The organism is Clostridium aromativorans, assembly GCF_020908015.1.
GTDB classification, from domain to species: domain Bacteria; phylum Bacillota; class Clostridia; order Clostridiales; family Clostridiaceae; genus Clostridium_B; species Clostridium_B aromativorans.
Map to the genome: position 1 here is coordinate 52,290 of NZ_JAJJPB010000004.1, position 16,904 is coordinate 69,193.

The window sequence follows — 16,904 nt, forward strand, 5'->3', positions numbered from 1 at the left end:
ATTATAACATTATTATAGAAAGATTCAACTAATATACACAAACTATTTTACAGTACCTTTCAAATCATATAACTGCTGGGAATTCATTTCCATTCCTCCAAATCCATTCTTTCCCAAATTCTCATTTTCTGCGCTGCTGTCTTCCCTGGCTTCACCGGTTTCATTTGTATCGGTAGATGTGGTATTTTTCCATTGGCTTTCTGGAACAAGTTTGCCGTTTTTCTGAACCCAGCTCATTATATCCTGTGAGTCCCTTCCCATTCCACCTGTGAGTACATATCTTATTTCGCCCTTTTTCACCAGCTCTTTGAACTGATTCAAAGAAAGTATTTTGTCAGAGCCCGAGAACCCTCCCAGAGGCATTATACTTTTACCGCTCTCGATTATCATGCCAGCAGCAGCGTTGGAACTGGACGCCACAAGAGCATATCTTTCATTTTTAACATGGCTGTCAAGGAATTCTATCAATTTTTTATTTTCACTAGAATATCTGCTGTTATTTCCTCCCGCAGTCCCCATTCTGAAATTTCCGGATCCGGTGTTCGACAAGAGCTCCAATCCGGCAGCAGGCATGCTCCCGTTTACGCCATGGGTTACAGCAGCTGCAGATCCCAGAAAAGGTGTTACAAGTATTCCTACAAAAGCAAGGCTGGCAAGTACTTTTGCAAAATTTATATTTCTTCCAAGATTCAAATCATGCTTCTTTATTATCCTGTAAATTACAAGAAGCACAGAGGATGCAAAGCTCAATACAGCTGCAGCTATTATCATGCCTTTAGCTGCCGCAGGTATGGAAGAATAGAAATAGGATAACATCATCAGATGAAGTGCTCCCTCTACAATAAAGGATATCGGCAGCAGCCACGCCTTTATTCCGCCTTCCTGCCTATACAGCTTCCACATAGAAACAAGACCTATGCCGGACAAGGCTGCAGCAGGAGGTGCCATCATTGTCAGATAGTACTGGTGAAACAGTCCTTTAGTATAGCTGAAGTATATGAATTCCGGTAAAAGCCACAGCATCCACAATGCCAAATCCAATTTTCTTCTATTATCAAAAGGAAATCTCAGCTTTTCCACTATTGCCGCTGCAATAAATCCCAATATGGACAAAGGCAGGAACCACACTATCTGATCGGACAGCACATTTTTGGAGAACAATCTTGTAATACCAGCCTCAGTCTGACCGCCAAAATTTCCTGAAAGCCCACCATTTCCGCCGGGTCCGCCATTTCCCCGTCTTTGCTGCATTCCTTCCCCATTCTGCCCTGCTCCCTGGGGCATCTGTGCCGGATTCACCCCATTTTTCTGGGAGCTGCCTCCCTGAGAACTGCCATTTTGCTGGCTGCTGCCCTGAGAGCTGCCTCCGGAGCCTCCAGGGAATCCACCCGGTGCCTGCATCATTCCACCGCCCTGGCCGCTTCCATTTGCTCCTGAGGTCACATTCTGCGTATCTGAAGAATTTCTGTTTCTCTGAAAGTAAGCCATATTTCCTCCCTGTCTGTTTCCGCCAGGTCCGCCGCCCATACCTCCACTGCTGCTGCTCAGCCTCTCAAGTCCATTGTGTCCAAATATAAGCTCCATAACGGTGTTATTAGTACTGCTGCCTACAAAAGGCCTGTTCTGAGCAGGAACCAGATCCACAACAACTGCCCAGAAAAAAGATACTACAGCAAGTACAACAGTACTTATGACAAGATGCTTTAACCTCTTTTTCAAAGGTGCGGCAGCAGAGATCAGATAAGTAATATACAGGGCAGGAATAACCATATAGGCCTGGAGCATCTTTATGTTGAACCCCACACCTACAAGGACAAGACTTATAAGAAGATACTTAAATCTGCCTTTTTCTGCCGCTCTGGATAAAAACATGCAGGCAAGAAGCAGCGTCATCACCAAAAGATTGTCCACAGTGTTATTCCTGCTGGTTGCTACAAAAACAGGGGTTATTGCAAGACACAGCGCAGAAATAAAGGCTGCAGCTTTTCCAAAAGATCTCTTAACCATATAATACAAAATCCCAACGGATATTACTCCTGCCAGAGCCTGTGGAAGCAGTATGCTCCATCCACTGAACCCAAATATCTTGGCAGATAAAGTCTGTATCCAAAAACCCAGGGGAGGTTTGTCAATAGATACAAATCCCCCTGGATCAGAGGCCACAAAAAAGAAATTCTTGAAATTTACGAGCATACTTTTTACACCTGCTGCATAGTATTCATTTCCGTATCCTTCCACACCTAAATTTGCAAAATTCAATACTGCAGATACGGCCATTACTTCAAATAAGGCAAGTTTTTCTTTTGTAAATTCTATCTTTTTCATAATTTCACTCCTCAATTAAACACCCATAATTTATATGACACAAAATTTATCACCTGGGCTGCAAGCGTTATAACTACCTTTGATACATATACATTAAAATTAAAACTGTCTATCAAAAATTTCATAAGCACAACTGTTACAAAAAGAGATAACACATTTACCAGAACAAATTGTATTACTTCGCGGACAATATTTTTATCCGGATTATCGTATTGAAAAGTCCATTTCTTATTGAATACAAAACTATTTATCACCCCACAGCTGTAGCCTATGATCTGGCTTACAGTGTAATATAACCCAACTACACTCTGACACAGGGTAAATACCAGAAAATCTATTATGGTATTCAACACACCGGTGGTAGAAAATCGGCTCAATAATTTAAGTCTTCCATTGAAAATAGAATCCATGGTTTTGATCAGCTGATTCATATTTTTCTACTCACCTCTTTTATTTACTATGTTTTCAATAATATAATTGGGTCTTCCCCTGCATTCATCAAAAATACGTCCTATATACTGGCCTATTATACCTATACAAAATAGTACAATTCCAAACATAATCAGATCAACGGATATTAGAAATTGAAAATTTATCAGCTCCAAGCCCTTAGCTGCAGAATTTATAAGGCCCATTATAAGCATGATTATCCCTATAAAAAACGATATTCCCCCCAAATAGCCTGACATTACAAGGGGCTTGTAGGAAAAAGAAGTTATACCGTCAAAGGCCAGTTTGAACATCTTTTTAAGAGGATACTTGGTATCTCCTGCAAATCTTTCCTGTCTTATAAACTCCACGTAGGTCTGCCTGTATCCAATCCAGCTGACAAGTCCCCTTACATACCTGTTTTTTTCCGGCAGGGAATTTAAAACATCACATACTTTCCTGTCTATAAGCCTGAAATCTCCGGTATCCACGGGAATGTCAATACTGGTCATGCTCTTTAAAAGCCTGTAAAAAACTCCTGCTGTAAGTTTTTTAAAAAAAGATTCACCTTCTCTTTTAGCCCTCTTTCCATACACAACATCATATCCCTGTTTCCACTTTTCAATCATCTCAGGTATGACCTCAGGTGGATCCTGGAGATCAGCATCTATTACAATAACCGCCTCTCCTTGTGAAACTCTCATACCTGCAGTTATAGCCGGCTGATGCCCAAAGTTCCTGGAAAAGTTAACAAGTTTTATATTCTTATCTGTACTGCATATTTTTTCCGTCTTTTCACGAGTCCTATCCCGACTTCCATCATTTACAAATATGATTTCATAACCCTCCGAGGTGGTATCCATAATTTCTTTAAGTCTTTTATAACTTTCATCTATCACCAATTCCTCGTTATACAGGGGCACCACCACAGAATAAACAGTATCTTGCTGCATTTTATTCACCTCAGTTTTCTAGGAATTTGATCTATTATAATTCTGTAGTTTTAACCTTAAAAAAGTCTTAAAAAAGCAACAATAAATGTAAATTAAATTTGAATATCAATAATTGAACAAACTATACATCTTTAAAATTTGAAAGCCATATCGTATAATCATACTATAAAGAGGTGAAATTATGAGATTGCTTTTAATTGAAGACGAGGTCATGCTTTCAGATGCCCTGGTGTATATTCTCAAAAAAAACAACTACAGTGTAGACGCGGCCTATGATGGAATCGAAGGGGAGGAATTGGCTGAAACTCAAATATATGATGTGATAATACTTGACAGAATGCTTCCCGGGAAAAACGGCATAGATGTACTGAAAGACATCAGAAAAAATAAAATTCAAACTCCGGTTATAATACTAACCGCCATGGATTCCATCTCCAACAGAGTGGAAGGCCTTGACAACGGTGCAGATGACTATCTGATAAAGCCTTTTTCTACAGAAGAGCTTTTAGCCAGGATAAGGGCTCTTGGAAGAAGGCACGTGGATTTCATACAGGACGGCAATATAAAATTATCTTCCCTGATTTTCGATCCAATGAAAGGTGAAATTGAATGCAATGGAAATAGAATGAAACTCACTGCAAAGGAATCCCAGCTTCTGGAACTTCTGGCACGAAATAAAAACCAGGTGATTACAAAGGATCAAATACTGGACAGAGTATGGGGCATTGATTCCAATGTGGAGATGAACAACAATATAGAAGTATATTTTTCCTACTTGAGGAAAAAATTGAGGGAAATCAACTGCAGTGTAAAAATTGAGACAATAAGAGGTATGGGGTACTGCCTGAAAGAGGTTTGATCATGTTTAAAAAATTGAAGATAGAACTGGTTTTAATTAATTTAATACTTACAAGTCTGGTACTCATAACTATATTTTCGGGAATATATATACTGATGGACAAGAGCTTCACACATTCATCCTTTACAAAGATGCTTAAAACAGCTGAAATGGATAAAATACCTCCTCTTGAGCCTCACAGCAGAAATATGAACCCCATGGAAAGTTTTTTTGTGAAGACGGACAGCAGTGGAAATATAATTGAAATATCTCAGAACTCAAATCTCAATAAAAATTCCTATGAAGCCATACTGTCGAATATCTTTAAAAGCAGTGATTCAAGTGGCAGCATAAGCTATAAGAACTACAATCTAAGATATCTGAAAGTTCCAAAAGAATATGGCTTCATAATAGTCTTTATGGACAGATCCTCCGACAATGAAATACTACACCGGCTAATAATGATATCAGTCATGATCTGTATAATAAGCCTCATACTGGTATTTATCATAAGCCTGTTTCTTGCCAACATATCCCTAAAACCAATCATAAGTGCCTGGGAAAAACAGCAGGCCTTTGTAGCAGATGCATCCCATGAACTGCGCACACCACTGGCAGTTATAACTACGAACCTGGATATAGTCCTCGGCAACCGCAGTGACACCGTAGAGAGCCAGGGCAAGTGGCTTGGAAATATCAAACTGGAGGCGGGAAGAATGACTAAACTCATAGAGGATCTGCTGTACCTCGCCAGATCCGATTCCCACCAGCAGGCATTAACTTTTTCCAATTTTGATCTCAGCGGCGCAGTTACCAATGCAATTGTTCCCTTCGAGGCTTCTGCGATAAAACACGAAATACTCATGACGTCCAACATAGAACCTGGGATAAATTTCTTAGGAAATGAGGGACGCATAAAACAGCTCATGGCGATTTTGATCCACAACGCCATAAAACATACACCTGCTGGAAAATCCATTGAAATAAGTCTGGGCAGAGTTAAAGGCCGAATTCAGATAACAGTTCAGGACAGAGGGGAAGGCATAGCCCCTGAACACATAGATAAAATATTTGACAGATTCTATAAAGTGGATAAAGTCAGATCAGGAAATAACGGAAATTTCGGTCTGGGGCTTTCAATCGCCAAATCCATAGTTGAAGAACACAAGGGTGATATAAGTGTATCAAGTACCCTTGGTGAGGGATCCACATTCAAGGTGATTTTAAGGGGTCAGACCCCCTGACAAAAAATGTCAGGGGGTCAGACCCTATTCCAGCAATTTCAAAACTGCATTACTTATAACTTCCATACCATAGAGCATGGCATTTTCATCTATATCATACTTGGGATGATGCTGTGGATAGATGATTCCCTTTTCACGGTTGCCCACACCCACAAAGATGAAACAGCCGGGTATTTTCTGCAGATAATATGAAAAATCTTCACTGCTCATAAAGGGATTTATGGGATGAGCTTTGCCATCTATCATTTCTTTTCCCGCTTTCAAAACAATGGCTGTAACTTCGGGATCATTGTCCACTACATAAGTACAGGTATTCTTTTTGATATTGCAGTGAGCTCCTGTCATTTCACTTATATGCTCCACAATTTTTTTAATGTGAATAAATACCTGTCTGCGCACCTCTTCATCCAGAGTCCTGATAGTTCCCTTCAATATAGCCTTTCCTGCTATGGCATTGTATACACTTCCTGAATTGAAGACACCTACAGATACAACCGCCTGCTTCATTGGATCCACATCTCTTCCCACAATCGTGTTCAGGGCGACTACCACTTCAGATGCAGTCAATATGGAATCCACTGTCTGCTGGGGCATGGAAGCATGGCCTGCTTTTCCCTCGATTGTTATTTCAAATTCATCACTGGCTGCCATCATAGGTCCGGCAGAAATTCCCACAATTCCACTTCTGACAGGCTGCCACAGGTGGGCTCCTATAATGGCATCTACGCCTTCCAGACCACCATCTTTTATAATGGCTGCCGCCCCTGAACCATCCGCAACTTCTTCCTCACTGGGCTGAAATATGAATCTTATATTTCCACTGATACTGTCACGGGTATCATATAAAATTTTTATCACTCCCAGCAGCATGGCTATGTGACCATCGTGACCGCAGGCATGACATGCACCTTTATTTTGAGATTGATATGGCCTGCCGCATTCATCATTTATAGCCAGTGCATCCATGTCTGCACGAATTGCTATAGTTCTGCCAGGATTTTTGCCCTTTAAATCTGCAATAACACCGGTTCCCCCTGCTTTTCTGATTTCAAGCTCCTCCAGATTTTCCAGTATCTGAATGATTTTTTTCTGGGTATTAAATTCTTTTTTGCTCAGTTCAGGATGAATGTGAAAATACCTTCTCAACTCCACTACACCGTGATAATTCTGTTTTGCCAGTTCTTTTATATTCTCTATCCTATTTAATTCTACCGACTTCATAATATGACTCCTCCTACTTATTTTAAAATTCAATTGATACCGCAATTACAAAATACCTTGAGTTCATTTTCATTCACTTTTTCCCCTTTTATCTGAACCAAAATTCTAAATGTGTCAATAGATGTTATAACCTCTATATTTCTTTCCACTGCTGCCCTTCTTATATGAAATCCGTCTCTTGTGGAATCATTTCCCTTAGTGGGCGTATTTATTACCATATCAACCTGTTCATTTTTTATGACGTCTATTATATTTGGATGTTCTTCTTTCATCTTCCTGACTTCTTCCACTTCAATGCCATTATCTCTCAACAATCTTGCCGTGTTTTTGGTAGCCATGAATTTTATGCCCATTTTATCAATTTCCCCTGCTATAGGCAGAAATTCATTCTTATCGTGATCACCTATAGTGGCAAGTATGACGCCTTTTTTCATGGACGCAAACATCCCTGCAGCTACAAATCCCTTATAAAGCGCTCCAGACAAAGTGCTGGAAATTCCAAGTACCTCACCGGTGGATCTCATCTCAGGTCCCAGGGAAACTTCTACATTGGGGAGTTTCTGTGTGGAAAATACAGGAACTTTCACAGCTACTATAGGCGGCTCTTTTGAAATCCCCACTCCATATTCCATATCCCGAAGCTTTTCACCAAGCATCACCCTGGTGGCAATATCAACTATGGGAATCCCGCTGACCTTGCTTATATATGGAACTGTTCTTGAAGCCCTCGGATTTACTTCTATCACATAGAGCTCACCATCGTATTCTATAAACTGTATATTTATCATGCCCCTTATGCCTATGCCAAGTGCCAGCTTCACAGTACAGTCCAGTATCTTTTTCTTCATTTCATCACTTATATTCTGGCTCGGATACATGGTTATGCTGTCTCCAGAGTGAACTCCGGCTCTTTCCAGGTGCTCCATGATTCCCGGCAGGAGTACCTCGCTGCCGTCACATATGGCATCTACTTCTATCTCCCTGCCCATGAGATATTTGTCTATCAATATGGGATTCTTCCTGTCCTTTCTAAAAGCCATGGAAAGGTAAAACTCAAGTTCGCTTTCATCATAAGTTATCTCCATTCCCTGTCCTCCAAGTACATAAGAAGGTCTTACCAGAACAGGAAATTCAACTCTCTTCGCCTCCTCAATTCCCTCTTCAACAGACCATACACCTTTTCCACGGGGCCTTTTAATATTTAATTTTTGAAGAAGTGCATCAAATTTCTCCCTGTCTTCCGCCGTGTCTATCTGATCAGCAGTCGTGCCCAAAGTAACTATTTCCTTTTCCTTTAAAAATTCCGCCAGTTTTATGGCAGTTTCCCCGCCAAATTGAAGTATCACTCCGTAGGGTTTCTCTTTGTCCAGTATATTCAATACATCCTCTTCGGTTATAGGTTCGAAATAAAGTTTATCTGAAATGTCAAAATCAGTGCTTACAGTTTCAGGGTTGTTGTTTATTATTATAGTCTCTATGTGAAGTTTCTTGAGTGTCTTTATACAGTGCACGGAGGCATAATCAAATTCTATGCCCTGACCTATTCTTATAGGTCCTGAACCTATTACCACAACTTTCTTATTGGATGAAACCTGAACCTCGTCATATTCCTCGTAAGTGGAATAATAATAGGGTGAAAGAGCTTCAAACTCCCCTGCACAAGTATCCACCATCTTATAGGAAGGTGTTATATTCCATATCCTCCTAAGCCTGTATATTTCATCGGGAGAAATCCCCATCATGTCTGCTATTCCCTTATCTGAAAACCCCTTTCTTTTAAGCATTTTAAGCCAGTCTTTGTTCAGCTCACCTATACTGCTGGATTTTAATTTTTCCTCTTCATCTATTATCCATTTGAATTTGTATATGAAAAATTTATCCATACCGGTGATCTCCGACAGTTTTTCTATTTTGTATTTTCTCCTCAGGAGCTCCGCCAGTGCAAATATTCTCTCATCATCAGGACGCTTTATTCTATCTTTAAGTTCCTCTATGGTGAAACCCCTAAACTTTTTATAATCCAGTGAATAAGCACCAATTTCAAGGGATCTTATTCCCTTTAAAAAAGCAGCCTCAAAATTGCTTCCTATGGCCATTACCTCGCCTGTAGCCATCATTTTTGTACCGAGCTCTCTCTTAGCATTCTCAAATTTGTCAAAGGGCCATTTGGGGATTTTTATCACCACATAGTCCAGGGAAGGCTCAAAGCAGGCATAGGTCTTTTTAGTAACAGCATTTTCTATCTCATCCAAGTTGTAGCCAAGAGCTATCTTAGCCGCCACCTTTGCAATTGGATAACCTGTTGCTTTGGAGGCAAGAGCCGAGGAACGACTTACCCTTGGGTTTATTTCTATAACTGCATACTGGAGAGAGTCCGGATTCAAGGCCAGCTGCACATTACAGCCGCCCTCTATCTTGACTTCATTTATTATGTCAATGGAGGCAGTTCTCAGCATCTGGTATTCCTTGTCCGATAACGTCTGGCTCGGAGCTACAACTATGCTGTCTCCTGTGTGAATTCCAACAGGGTCCACGTTTTCCATATTGCACACAGTTATACAATTGCCGGCACTGTCCCTCATTACTTCATATTCTATTTCCTTCCATCCCTTTATGCTCTTCTCCAGGAGTACCTGACCTATGGAACTGAGCTCAAGTCCCGACTCGAGTACGGTTTCAAGTTCCTCTTCGGTATAAGCTATTCCGCCGCCGGTTCCGCCAAGGGTATAGGCAGGTCTGACTATTACGGGATATCCTATTTTAGCTGCAAATTCTTTTCCACTTTTCACATCCCTTATGATCTCACTTTCAACTACAGGCTGACCTATCCTGTTCATTGTCTCTTTAAATAATTCCCTGTCCTCACCTTTTTTTATGGATTCTATGGAAGTCCCTATTATATTTACACTGTATTTTTCAAGTATTCCACTCTCATGCAATTTCAATGCAAGGTTCAGAGCTGTCTGGCCTCCCATACTGGCCAAAAGGCTGTCAGGTCTTTCTCTGTCCATGATTTTTTCCACAAATTCCACCGTGAGAGGTTCTATATAAACCTTGTCCGCCACTTCCCGATCAGTCATTATAGTGGCAGGATTGCTGTTTACAAGTATCACCTCAACCCCCTCTTCTCTCAGGGATTCGCAGGCCTGGGTTCCTGAATAGTCAAATTCAGCCGCCTGCCCTATGATTATGGGACCGGATCCTATTACAAGTACTTTTTTAATATCTTTATTTAAAGGCATAATGCCGCTCCTTTCTACAATTCACAATGCACAGTTCACAATTATTGATGGATTTTCGGCCGGCGGCGAAAATCTTCATCAACTATTCATCTTTCACTTCTAACTGCCAATTGATTAAAGTGCATATTTCATAAACTCATCAAATATACAGCTGTTGTCTTCCGGCCCGGGACATGCTTCTGGATGGAACTGTATTGAAAATATCGGCAGTGACTTATGTCTCATTCCCTCTATAGTTCCGTCATTTAAACTTATATGGGTTACCTCCATGTTCTCAGGCAGTTTATTTACATAATATCCATGGTTCTGGGAGGTTATTCTGACTCTGCCCTCTGTAAGATCTTTTACAGGGTGATTGCACCCCCTGTGGCCGAATTTAAGTTTTGCCGTAGTTCCTCCAAGAGCCAGTGCCAAAAGCTGATGCCCAAGGCATATGCCTACAATTGGCTTCTTACCTATGAGCTTTTTTATATTCTCTATTTCAAAATTCAAATCTGCAGGATCTCCAGGTCCATTCGATAGAAATATCAAATCCGGATCAATTTCAAGAACATCTTCCGCCCTGGCAGCTGCCGGAAATACCGTAACAGTACACTTCCGATCCAAAAATGCCTTTATCATGCTCTTTTTGATGCCAAAATCCAAAACCGCTATATTCTTTGCACCATTTCCCACCGTGTATTCATTTTCTGCAGTCACTTGAGATACCGCATTTTTATTGGAAAAGGATTCAATCGTACTTTTTACAGTGGAAAAATCCAGGTTCTCCACGGTTATGATTCCCTTCATAGTGCCCTTTGTTCTAAGTGATTTTGTAAGTGCCCTGGTGTCAATTCCTGAAAGACCTGTCACTTTATTTATCTTAAGATAGTCGTCAAGTTCCATTTCCGATTTAAAATTACTGGAGTAATGACATATCTCCCTTACAATAAGTCCCTTTACTTTTGGCGAAGTTGATTCCAGATCACTCAAATCAACTCCATAATTTCCTATAAGAGGGTAGGTCATCGTCACTATCTGTCCATAATAAGAAGGATCCGTCAATATCTCTCCATATCCTGTCATTCCAGTATTAAATACCACCTCGCCTATGCTGTCCTTGAGATATCCAAAGGCTTCACCCTGAAAGACACTTCCATTTTCCAGTATAAGTTTTGCTTTCATAAATTACCTCCTGTATTTTTACAAGCAAAAATACACTCAACCAACTTTAAAAAATAAAAAGGCAATGAAAAAATTATCTATAAAATAATTTTTCTATTGCCAGAATTTCTAAAAATGTTCACTTTTTTAAACACATAAAAAAAGCTATCCAAAATAATACATTCCTTTCTGGCCTCACAGGACCAATTTAAAGTGCATTTTTTACTTAAAATTCTATTTTAATTAATTTTAATTAAAATATCAGCTTATGTCAAGTATCAAAAAATGTATTTTGCATACAACTTTGGAAAGTTGACAAAAAATTTATTTGCCGGTATAATTTAAAACAATATAACTACAATTAAATACTTGCTTTATCAAGAGAGGTGGAGGGACTGGCCCTTTGAAGCCCGGCAACCAGTATTTGTGAATAATACATTGGTGCTAAATCCTGCAGTATAGAACTGAAAGATGAGGATATTTTGTTTGATTAGCTCAAGATTTCCTTGAGTTTTTGTTTTATCTGAAGATTATCAAATTTAAGGTGCAAATATTAATATTAAATAATAAAATTTTAGGAGGACAGATATGGGAACATTGAATAAAAAAATCGGTTTTATCGGAGCTGGACAGATGGGAGAAGCCATAATTAGAGGACTGCTTAAATCCAAACTTTTTTCTCCTGAGGATATCTATGCTATGGACATTTTGGACAGCAGACTGGAATATCTCAAAGAAAATTTTGGCGTAACCAATTCCAGCAGTGACAAAAGTACCGGTTATGATTACCTGGTTGACAATTGTGACATTGTAATATTGAGTATAAAACCCCAGGTACTAAAAGAAGTTTTAGGATATATTCAAAAATCCAGGTGGAATGGAGAAAAACAATTGGTTATATCAATTGTGGGAGGTATGAATACCTCCGTTATTGAAAAATATCTAACTGAGGTTCCCCTGGTTAGGATAATACCAAATACTCCAATGTTAGTCAATGCCGGAGCAGCAGGAATTGCACCGGGGAAAAATGCTGAACAAAGGCATACCGAACTGGTAATTAAAATTTTTAAGGAACTGGGTATAACTTTCCTGGTACAGGAAAATCTAATAGATTCCGTAATGGCTATAAGCGGGTGCGGCCCTGCATATATTTACATGCTGATTGAAGCCATGGCCGACGGAGGAGTTGAGCTGGGACTTCCAAGAGATATAGCCCAGACACTTGCGGCACAAACAGCTTTAGGAGCAGCTAAAATGGTCCTTGAAACCCACGAACATCCTGGTGCACTGAAAGACAGAGTCTGTTCTCCGGGCGGATCCACTATAGCAGGTGTCAGAACTTTAGAACAGGGAGGTTTCAGGGGAACTGTGATCAATGCTGTAGAAATCGGCAAAACCAGTATGGAAAAGGTAGCTAAGAAATCTGAATAAAGCGGTTCTCGGATTTAGATTCGGATAAATTTTACTTTATCAATATAACTGGAGAGAGGAAGGTAAAAACATGGGTAAAATAAAAAGTACTGATGAACCAGTTGGTAGAATGGCAAAACTTATGGCTGAGCTCCATTATTTCATGGCTAAGGAAATGATAGACAGATTAGGCGAGGAGAAGGGAAAAGAAGCTGTCAGATCCGCCATAAGAAAATTTGGTGAAGCAAGAATAGAGAGCATGCTGGAAGAAGTCCATGAAAAGGGTCTTGAAATAAGTCCGGAAACTTATGCCAGGGTAAAGGATATGCCTTCTATTTCCTGGGAAAGTGATCCTGACAATCCCTGTGATATAACCTACTGCCCCATGTATGACATGTGGCATCAGCTGGGCGCAGAAGACATAGGAGCACTGTATTGTGAAATAGACAGTATAATGTACGATAAATTCGGAATAGGCTTTGAAAGACCCCTGTGCAAAACCAAAGGAGATAATTGCTGTAGATTTTTAGTCGGGGATAAAAAACATTAAAATTTTTGAACATTTGAAAACACTTTATCATAAGATCTCATAAAGGCAGCAACATTATAGTTTGGAAACCTGGCCCATATTTTGACAGCCGAGTTTTCAAACCATATTTTACATCTTTAACCTGAATTCACAATATACTGTGTATTGACAAAATTGAATTAAGACAATATAATAAATTTCAATAACCAAAATCAAAACAGTCTTATCATATACTGATACCCTCTACTAATGCTGAAACCTCAACTGCTCTTCAAAATATCTTCTTAAAATTTCGGATATATTTTTCTGAGTATTACTTAAAATTTAGTACATATTAATTTATCCCTCTAAGTCGCAGCATTTTCAACTATTATACATAATAATAATTCATCCTGCGTAAGTATTTAAATATAAGTTAAAGGAGAGATAACTATGAATTTTAAGGAAATAATTGAAAGAGATAGAGAAGTTCGACAAAAGCATGAGTTTGAAGGTACTTTTCTCGAATATCTGCAAATCGTAAAAGACAACCCCCATATAGTAAAATTGGCACACAGGAGAATGTACGACATAATAATAAGCAAAGGCTATGAGGTATTGAAACCTGAGAAAAATCCAAGAATCAAAAAACTATATGGCAATGAACCAATCAGAAAATACAATTTTTTCAAAGATGATTTTTTTGGAATTGACAAGGTAATAATGAAACTTGTAAATTACTTCCACTCTGCAGCAATGAAAGGTGAAGAATCAAGACAGGTGCTTTATCTGGTAGGTCCCGTGGGAGCAGGCAAATCCTCTCTGGTGGAATCAATTAAAAAGGCACTGGAAACTTCAGAACCTATTTATTCTCTAAAGGGCTGCCCTATGAGGGAGGAACCGCTTCACCTGATACCAAACCATCTAAAACCTGATTTTGAAAAAATGCTGGGTGTGGAAATTGAGGGGGACCTGTGCCCCGTATGCAAATACAGGCTAAAACACGAATACAAGGGAGAATATGAGAGATTTCCCGTGGTAACCAGTGATTTTTCCATTCGGTCGAGAAAGGGCATTGGAGTAGTACCTCCAGTTGATCCAAATAACCAGGATACGTCAGTCCTCACGGGTTCTATCGATATATCAAAGATGGATATGTACCCTGAAGATGATCCAAGAATATTTTCATTAAACGGTGCATTTAATGTGGGAAACAGGGGGCTTGTAGAATTTATAGAAGTTTTTAAAAATGATGTGGAATACCTCCACACAATTATTACGGCCACTCAGGAAAAATCTGTTCCATCTCCGGGAAAAGGATCAATGATTTATTTCGATGGAATTATTCTAGCTCATTCAAATGAATCGGAGTGGAACAAGTTTAAGTCCGACCATACCAACGAAGCAATACTCGATAGAATAGTAAAAATTGAAGTACCCTATTGTATGGAATTAAATGAAGAAGTCAAGATATATAAGAAAATACTCGGCAAGAGCCAGTTCAACGCCCATATAGCTCCCCATACTATTGAAACTGCAGCTATGTTCGCAATTCTCTCAAGGCTTTCTCCTTCCAACAAGGTGGATCCTGTGACAAAATTAAAGATCTACAATGGGGAGGATATAGTTGAAAAGGGAAGCACTAAAAAAATCGACTTTGCGGAATTAAAGGAAGAAGCAGGCATGAGAGAGGGCATGACTGGAATTTCCACAAGATTTATCATCAAGGCTCTGGATGATGCACTTTCCAATTCCGAATACAACTGCATAAACCCGCTGAGCGTAATGGAGAGCCTGATAAAATCGGTAAAGGAGCTGGATATAGCCGAGGACGATAAAAAAAGATATTTGACATTTTTAAAGGATTCTATCAGAAAAGAATACAACAAGATACTTGAAAAGGAAGTGACCAAGGCATTTATACACAGCTTCAAGGAACAGGCAGAAAGTCTTTTCGACAATTACCTGGATCATGCTGAAGCCTATGTAAACAGGAACAAAATCAAGGATCGCTCTACAGGTGAAGAGCTTGAACCAGACGAGGTGTTTATGAGATCCATAGAGGAACACATAGGCATTCCTGAAAGTTCTGCAAAGGGGTTTAGAACAGATGTTACCTCATATATGTTCTACGTTATAAGAAACGGCGGCAAAATCGACTACACCTCCTATGAGCCCCTTAAAGAAGCTATTGAGAAAAAGCTCACTGTATCTGTAAAAGAACTGTCAAGAATTATAACCAAATCCAAAGTAAGGGACAAGGATCAGGATGAAAAATACAACTCAATGGTGGAGGAAATGAAAGCAAACGGATACTGCGATCACTGCTGCGACGTAATTTTGAAATATGCCGCAAACAATTTGTGGAAGGATTGATATTATGGCTATTTTCAGAGAATTCGATACCGGCGGACATCATGATAGATCCTTAGAAGATAGAAGACGTCACAGACAGCTTGTAGAGAAATCAATTAAAGACAACCTGGCGGATATAATATCGGAAGAAAGTATTATAGGTCAGAGCGGAAACAAAAAAGTGAAAATCCCCATAAAGGGCATTAAAGAATACCAATTTATATATGGAGACAACAGCCAGCAGGGTGTTGGAAGCGGCAACGGCTCCCAGAAAAGAGGAGACAAAGTTGGAAAAGCTTCCGGTAAAAAAGGCTCCGGTGCCGGAAACACAGGAGCCGGAAATGAAGAAGGGGAAGATATCTACGAGACAGAAATAACCATAGAGGATCTCATAAATTATCTTCTGGAAGATCTGGAGCTTCCTTTAATGGACAAGAAAAAATACTCGGATCTGCTGTCAAAACATTCGCTTAAAAAGACTGGCTACCAGAAAAATGGTATAAATCCAAGGCTTGCTAAGAAAAGAACCGTCATCGAAAAGCTTAAAAGACAGCAGAATATAAAAAGGGACCTCAAAGAAGCGGAGGAACAACTTCCGGATACCAAAATACAGGAATATAAAGAGAGGAAGTCAAAATTTCACTTCAGACAGGACGATCTAAGATATTTCAGGGTGAAGGAAAAACCAAAACGCGAATTAAACGCCGCCGTCATCTGTGTGATGGATACCTCGGGTTCCATGGACAGTACGAGAAAATTTCTGGCAAGATCTTTTTTCTTCATTTTATATCAGTTCATAAAGATGAAATACAACAACGTGGAAGTAAAGTTCATTGCTCATTCCACTACAGCTAAAGTAGTTACGGAAAGTGAATTTTTCCACAAGGTGGAATCTGGAGGGACTTATATATCGAGCGGACTGCAGAAAGCCCTGGAGACAATCGAGGAAAACTACAATCCTGCCTACTGGAATGTCTATACATTCTATGTAAGTGACGGTGACAATTGGAGTGAAGACAATGCGAGAGCATTAAAATGCGGTGAGGAGCTGTGTAAAATATGTAATCTTTTCAGCTATGCTGAAATCATGCCCAGTTCTTACGGCGGCAATATAAAAGAAATTTTTAAAAATGGAATCAACAACAGTAATTTTACTGTTGTCACCATCAACAAAAAACAGGATTTATGGAAATCCCTAAAAGAAATTCTACAAAAAGATCTGGAAAGAAGGTGATT

The 16,904-nt window shown here is 39.5% G+C and carries 12 protein-coding genes and 1 riboswitch; of the genes, 6 read left to right on the forward strand and 6 right to left on the reverse strand.

Translation table 11 applies throughout. The features are described 5' to 3' along the window. Positions 1-42 precede the first annotated feature (42 nt). Genes LN736_RS05340 through LN736_RS05350 form a run of 3 tightly spaced genes read right to left on the reverse strand, consistent with a single transcriptional unit; the run spans position 43 to position 3,707 of the window. Positions 43-2,325, reverse strand: a complete 2,283-nt coding sequence (locus tag LN736_RS05340; protein WP_229981144.1) for a glycosyltransferase family 39 protein — start codon at positions 2,323-2,325, stop codon at positions 43-45. 11 nt (positions 2,326-2,336) lie between these two features. Next, the gene (locus LN736_RS05345; protein ID WP_150355542.1) at positions 2,337-2,756 is read right to left on the reverse strand and encodes a GtrA family protein; all 420 of its coding nucleotides are present in this window, start codon (positions 2,754-2,756) and stop codon (positions 2,337-2,339) included. A 6-nt stretch (positions 2,757-2,762) separates the two neighbouring features. After that, positions 2,763-3,707 (reverse strand): glycosyltransferase family 2 protein, encoded by a 945-nt coding sequence (locus LN736_RS05350; RefSeq protein ID WP_229981145.1) that lies wholly within the window; start codon positions 3,705-3,707, stop codon positions 2,763-2,765. A 181-nt stretch (positions 3,708-3,888) separates the two neighbouring features. On the opposite strand from LN736_RS05350, the gene LN736_RS05355 reads away from it, so the two are divergent. Continuing rightward, on the forward strand, positions 3,889-4,566 hold the full coding sequence (locus tag LN736_RS05355; RefSeq protein ID WP_150355544.1) for a response regulator transcription factor: 678 nt from the start codon (positions 3,889-3,891) through the stop codon (positions 4,564-4,566). Between the two features lie 2 nt (positions 4,567-4,568). Next, a complete protein-coding gene (locus tag LN736_RS05360) occupies positions 4,569-5,789 on the forward strand; it encodes a sensor histidine kinase (protein WP_229981146.1) in 1,221 nt (406 codons plus the stop codon). Between the two features lie 24 nt (positions 5,790-5,813). On the opposite strand, the gene LN736_RS05365 is transcribed toward LN736_RS05360, so the two are convergent. From LN736_RS05365 to LN736_RS05375, 3 genes are all read right to left on the reverse strand, one after another. Further along, positions 5,814-7,010: a M20 metallopeptidase family protein gene (locus LN736_RS05365; RefSeq protein WP_229981147.1), complete on the reverse strand. Its 1,197-nt coding sequence runs from the start codon at positions 7,008-7,010 to the stop codon at positions 5,814-5,816. 29 nt (positions 7,011-7,039) lie between these two features. Beyond that, on the reverse strand, positions 7,040-10,252 hold the full coding sequence (gene carB, locus LN736_RS05370) for a carbamoyl-phosphate synthase large subunit (RefSeq protein WP_229981148.1): 3,213 nt from the start codon (positions 10,250-10,252) through the stop codon (positions 7,040-7,042). Positions 10,253-10,366: 114 nt separating this feature from the next. Next, positions 10,367-11,416, reverse strand: coding sequence for a carbamoyl phosphate synthase small subunit (locus LN736_RS05375; RefSeq protein ID WP_229981149.1), 1,050 nt, complete (start codon positions 11,414-11,416; stop codon positions 10,367-10,369). A 350-nt stretch (positions 11,417-11,766) separates the two neighbouring features. Then, positions 11,767-11,873, forward strand: a riboswitch (SAM riboswitch). A 110-nt stretch (positions 11,874-11,983) separates the two neighbouring features. Here LN736_RS05375 and proC point away from each other — a divergent pair. The 4 genes from proC to yhbH all read left to right on the forward strand — a co-directional run bounded on the left by proC (position 11,984) and on the right by yhbH (position 16,902). Next, the gene (gene proC / locus LN736_RS05380) at positions 11,984-12,826 is read left to right on the forward strand and encodes a pyrroline-5-carboxylate reductase (protein WP_150355555.1); all 843 of its coding nucleotides are present in this window, start codon (positions 11,984-11,986) and stop codon (positions 12,824-12,826) included. 70 nt (positions 12,827-12,896) lie between these two features. Then, on the forward strand, positions 12,897-13,355 hold the full coding sequence (locus LN736_RS05385; protein ID WP_229981150.1) for an L-2-amino-thiazoline-4-carboxylic acid hydrolase: 459 nt from the start codon (positions 12,897-12,899) through the stop codon (positions 13,353-13,355). 411 nt (positions 13,356-13,766) lie between these two features. Beyond that, complete coding sequence (locus LN736_RS05390) at positions 13,767-15,689, forward strand: PrkA family serine protein kinase (RefSeq protein WP_150355557.1); 1,923 nt, start codon at positions 13,767-13,769, stop codon at positions 15,687-15,689. Positions 15,690-15,693: 4 nt separating this feature from the next. Continuing rightward, on the forward strand, positions 15,694-16,902 hold the full coding sequence (gene yhbH / locus LN736_RS05395; RefSeq protein WP_150355558.1) for a sporulation protein YhbH: 1,209 nt from the start codon (positions 15,694-15,696) through the stop codon (positions 16,900-16,902). The last annotated feature ends 2 nt before the right edge of the window (positions 16,903-16,904 follow it).

Coding starts and splice junctions, on each gene's coding strand:
- LN736_RS05345 (WP_150355542.1), bottom strand. CDS start 2,756: ATGAATCAGCTGATCAAAACCATGGATTCTATTTTCAATGGAAGACTT.
- carB (WP_229981148.1), bottom strand. CDS start 10,252: ATGCCTTTAAATAAAGATATTAAAAAAGTACTTGTAATAGGATCCGGT.
- LN736_RS05340 (WP_229981144.1), bottom strand. CDS start 2,325: ATGAAAAAGATAGAATTTACAAAAGAAAAACTTGCCTTATTTGAAGTA.
- proC (WP_150355555.1), top strand. CDS start 11,984: ATGGGAACATTGAATAAAAAAATCGGTTTTATCGGAGCTGGACAGATG.
- LN736_RS05375 (WP_229981149.1), bottom strand. CDS start 11,416: ATGAAAGCAAAACTTATACTGGAAAATGGAAGTGTCTTTCAGGGTGAA.
- LN736_RS05355 (WP_150355544.1), top strand. CDS start 3,889: ATGAGATTGCTTTTAATTGAAGACGAGGTCATGCTTTCAGATGCCCTG.
- LN736_RS05390 (WP_150355557.1), top strand. CDS start 13,767: ATGAATTTTAAGGAAATAATTGAAAGAGATAGAGAAGTTCGACAAAAG.
- LN736_RS05360 (WP_229981146.1), top strand. CDS start 4,569: ATGTTTAAAAAATTGAAGATAGAACTGGTTTTAATTAATTTAATACTT.
- LN736_RS05385 (WP_229981150.1), top strand. CDS start 12,897: ATGGGTAAAATAAAAAGTACTGATGAACCAGTTGGTAGAATGGCAAAA.
- LN736_RS05365 (WP_229981147.1), bottom strand. CDS start 7,010: ATGAAGTCGGTAGAATTAAATAGGATAGAGAATATAAAAGAACTGGCA.
- LN736_RS05350 (WP_229981145.1), bottom strand. CDS start 3,707: ATGCAGCAAGATACTGTTTATTCTGTGGTGGTGCCCCTGTATAACGAG.
- yhbH (WP_150355558.1), top strand. CDS start 15,694: ATGGCTATTTTCAGAGAATTCGATACCGGCGGACATCATGATAGATCC.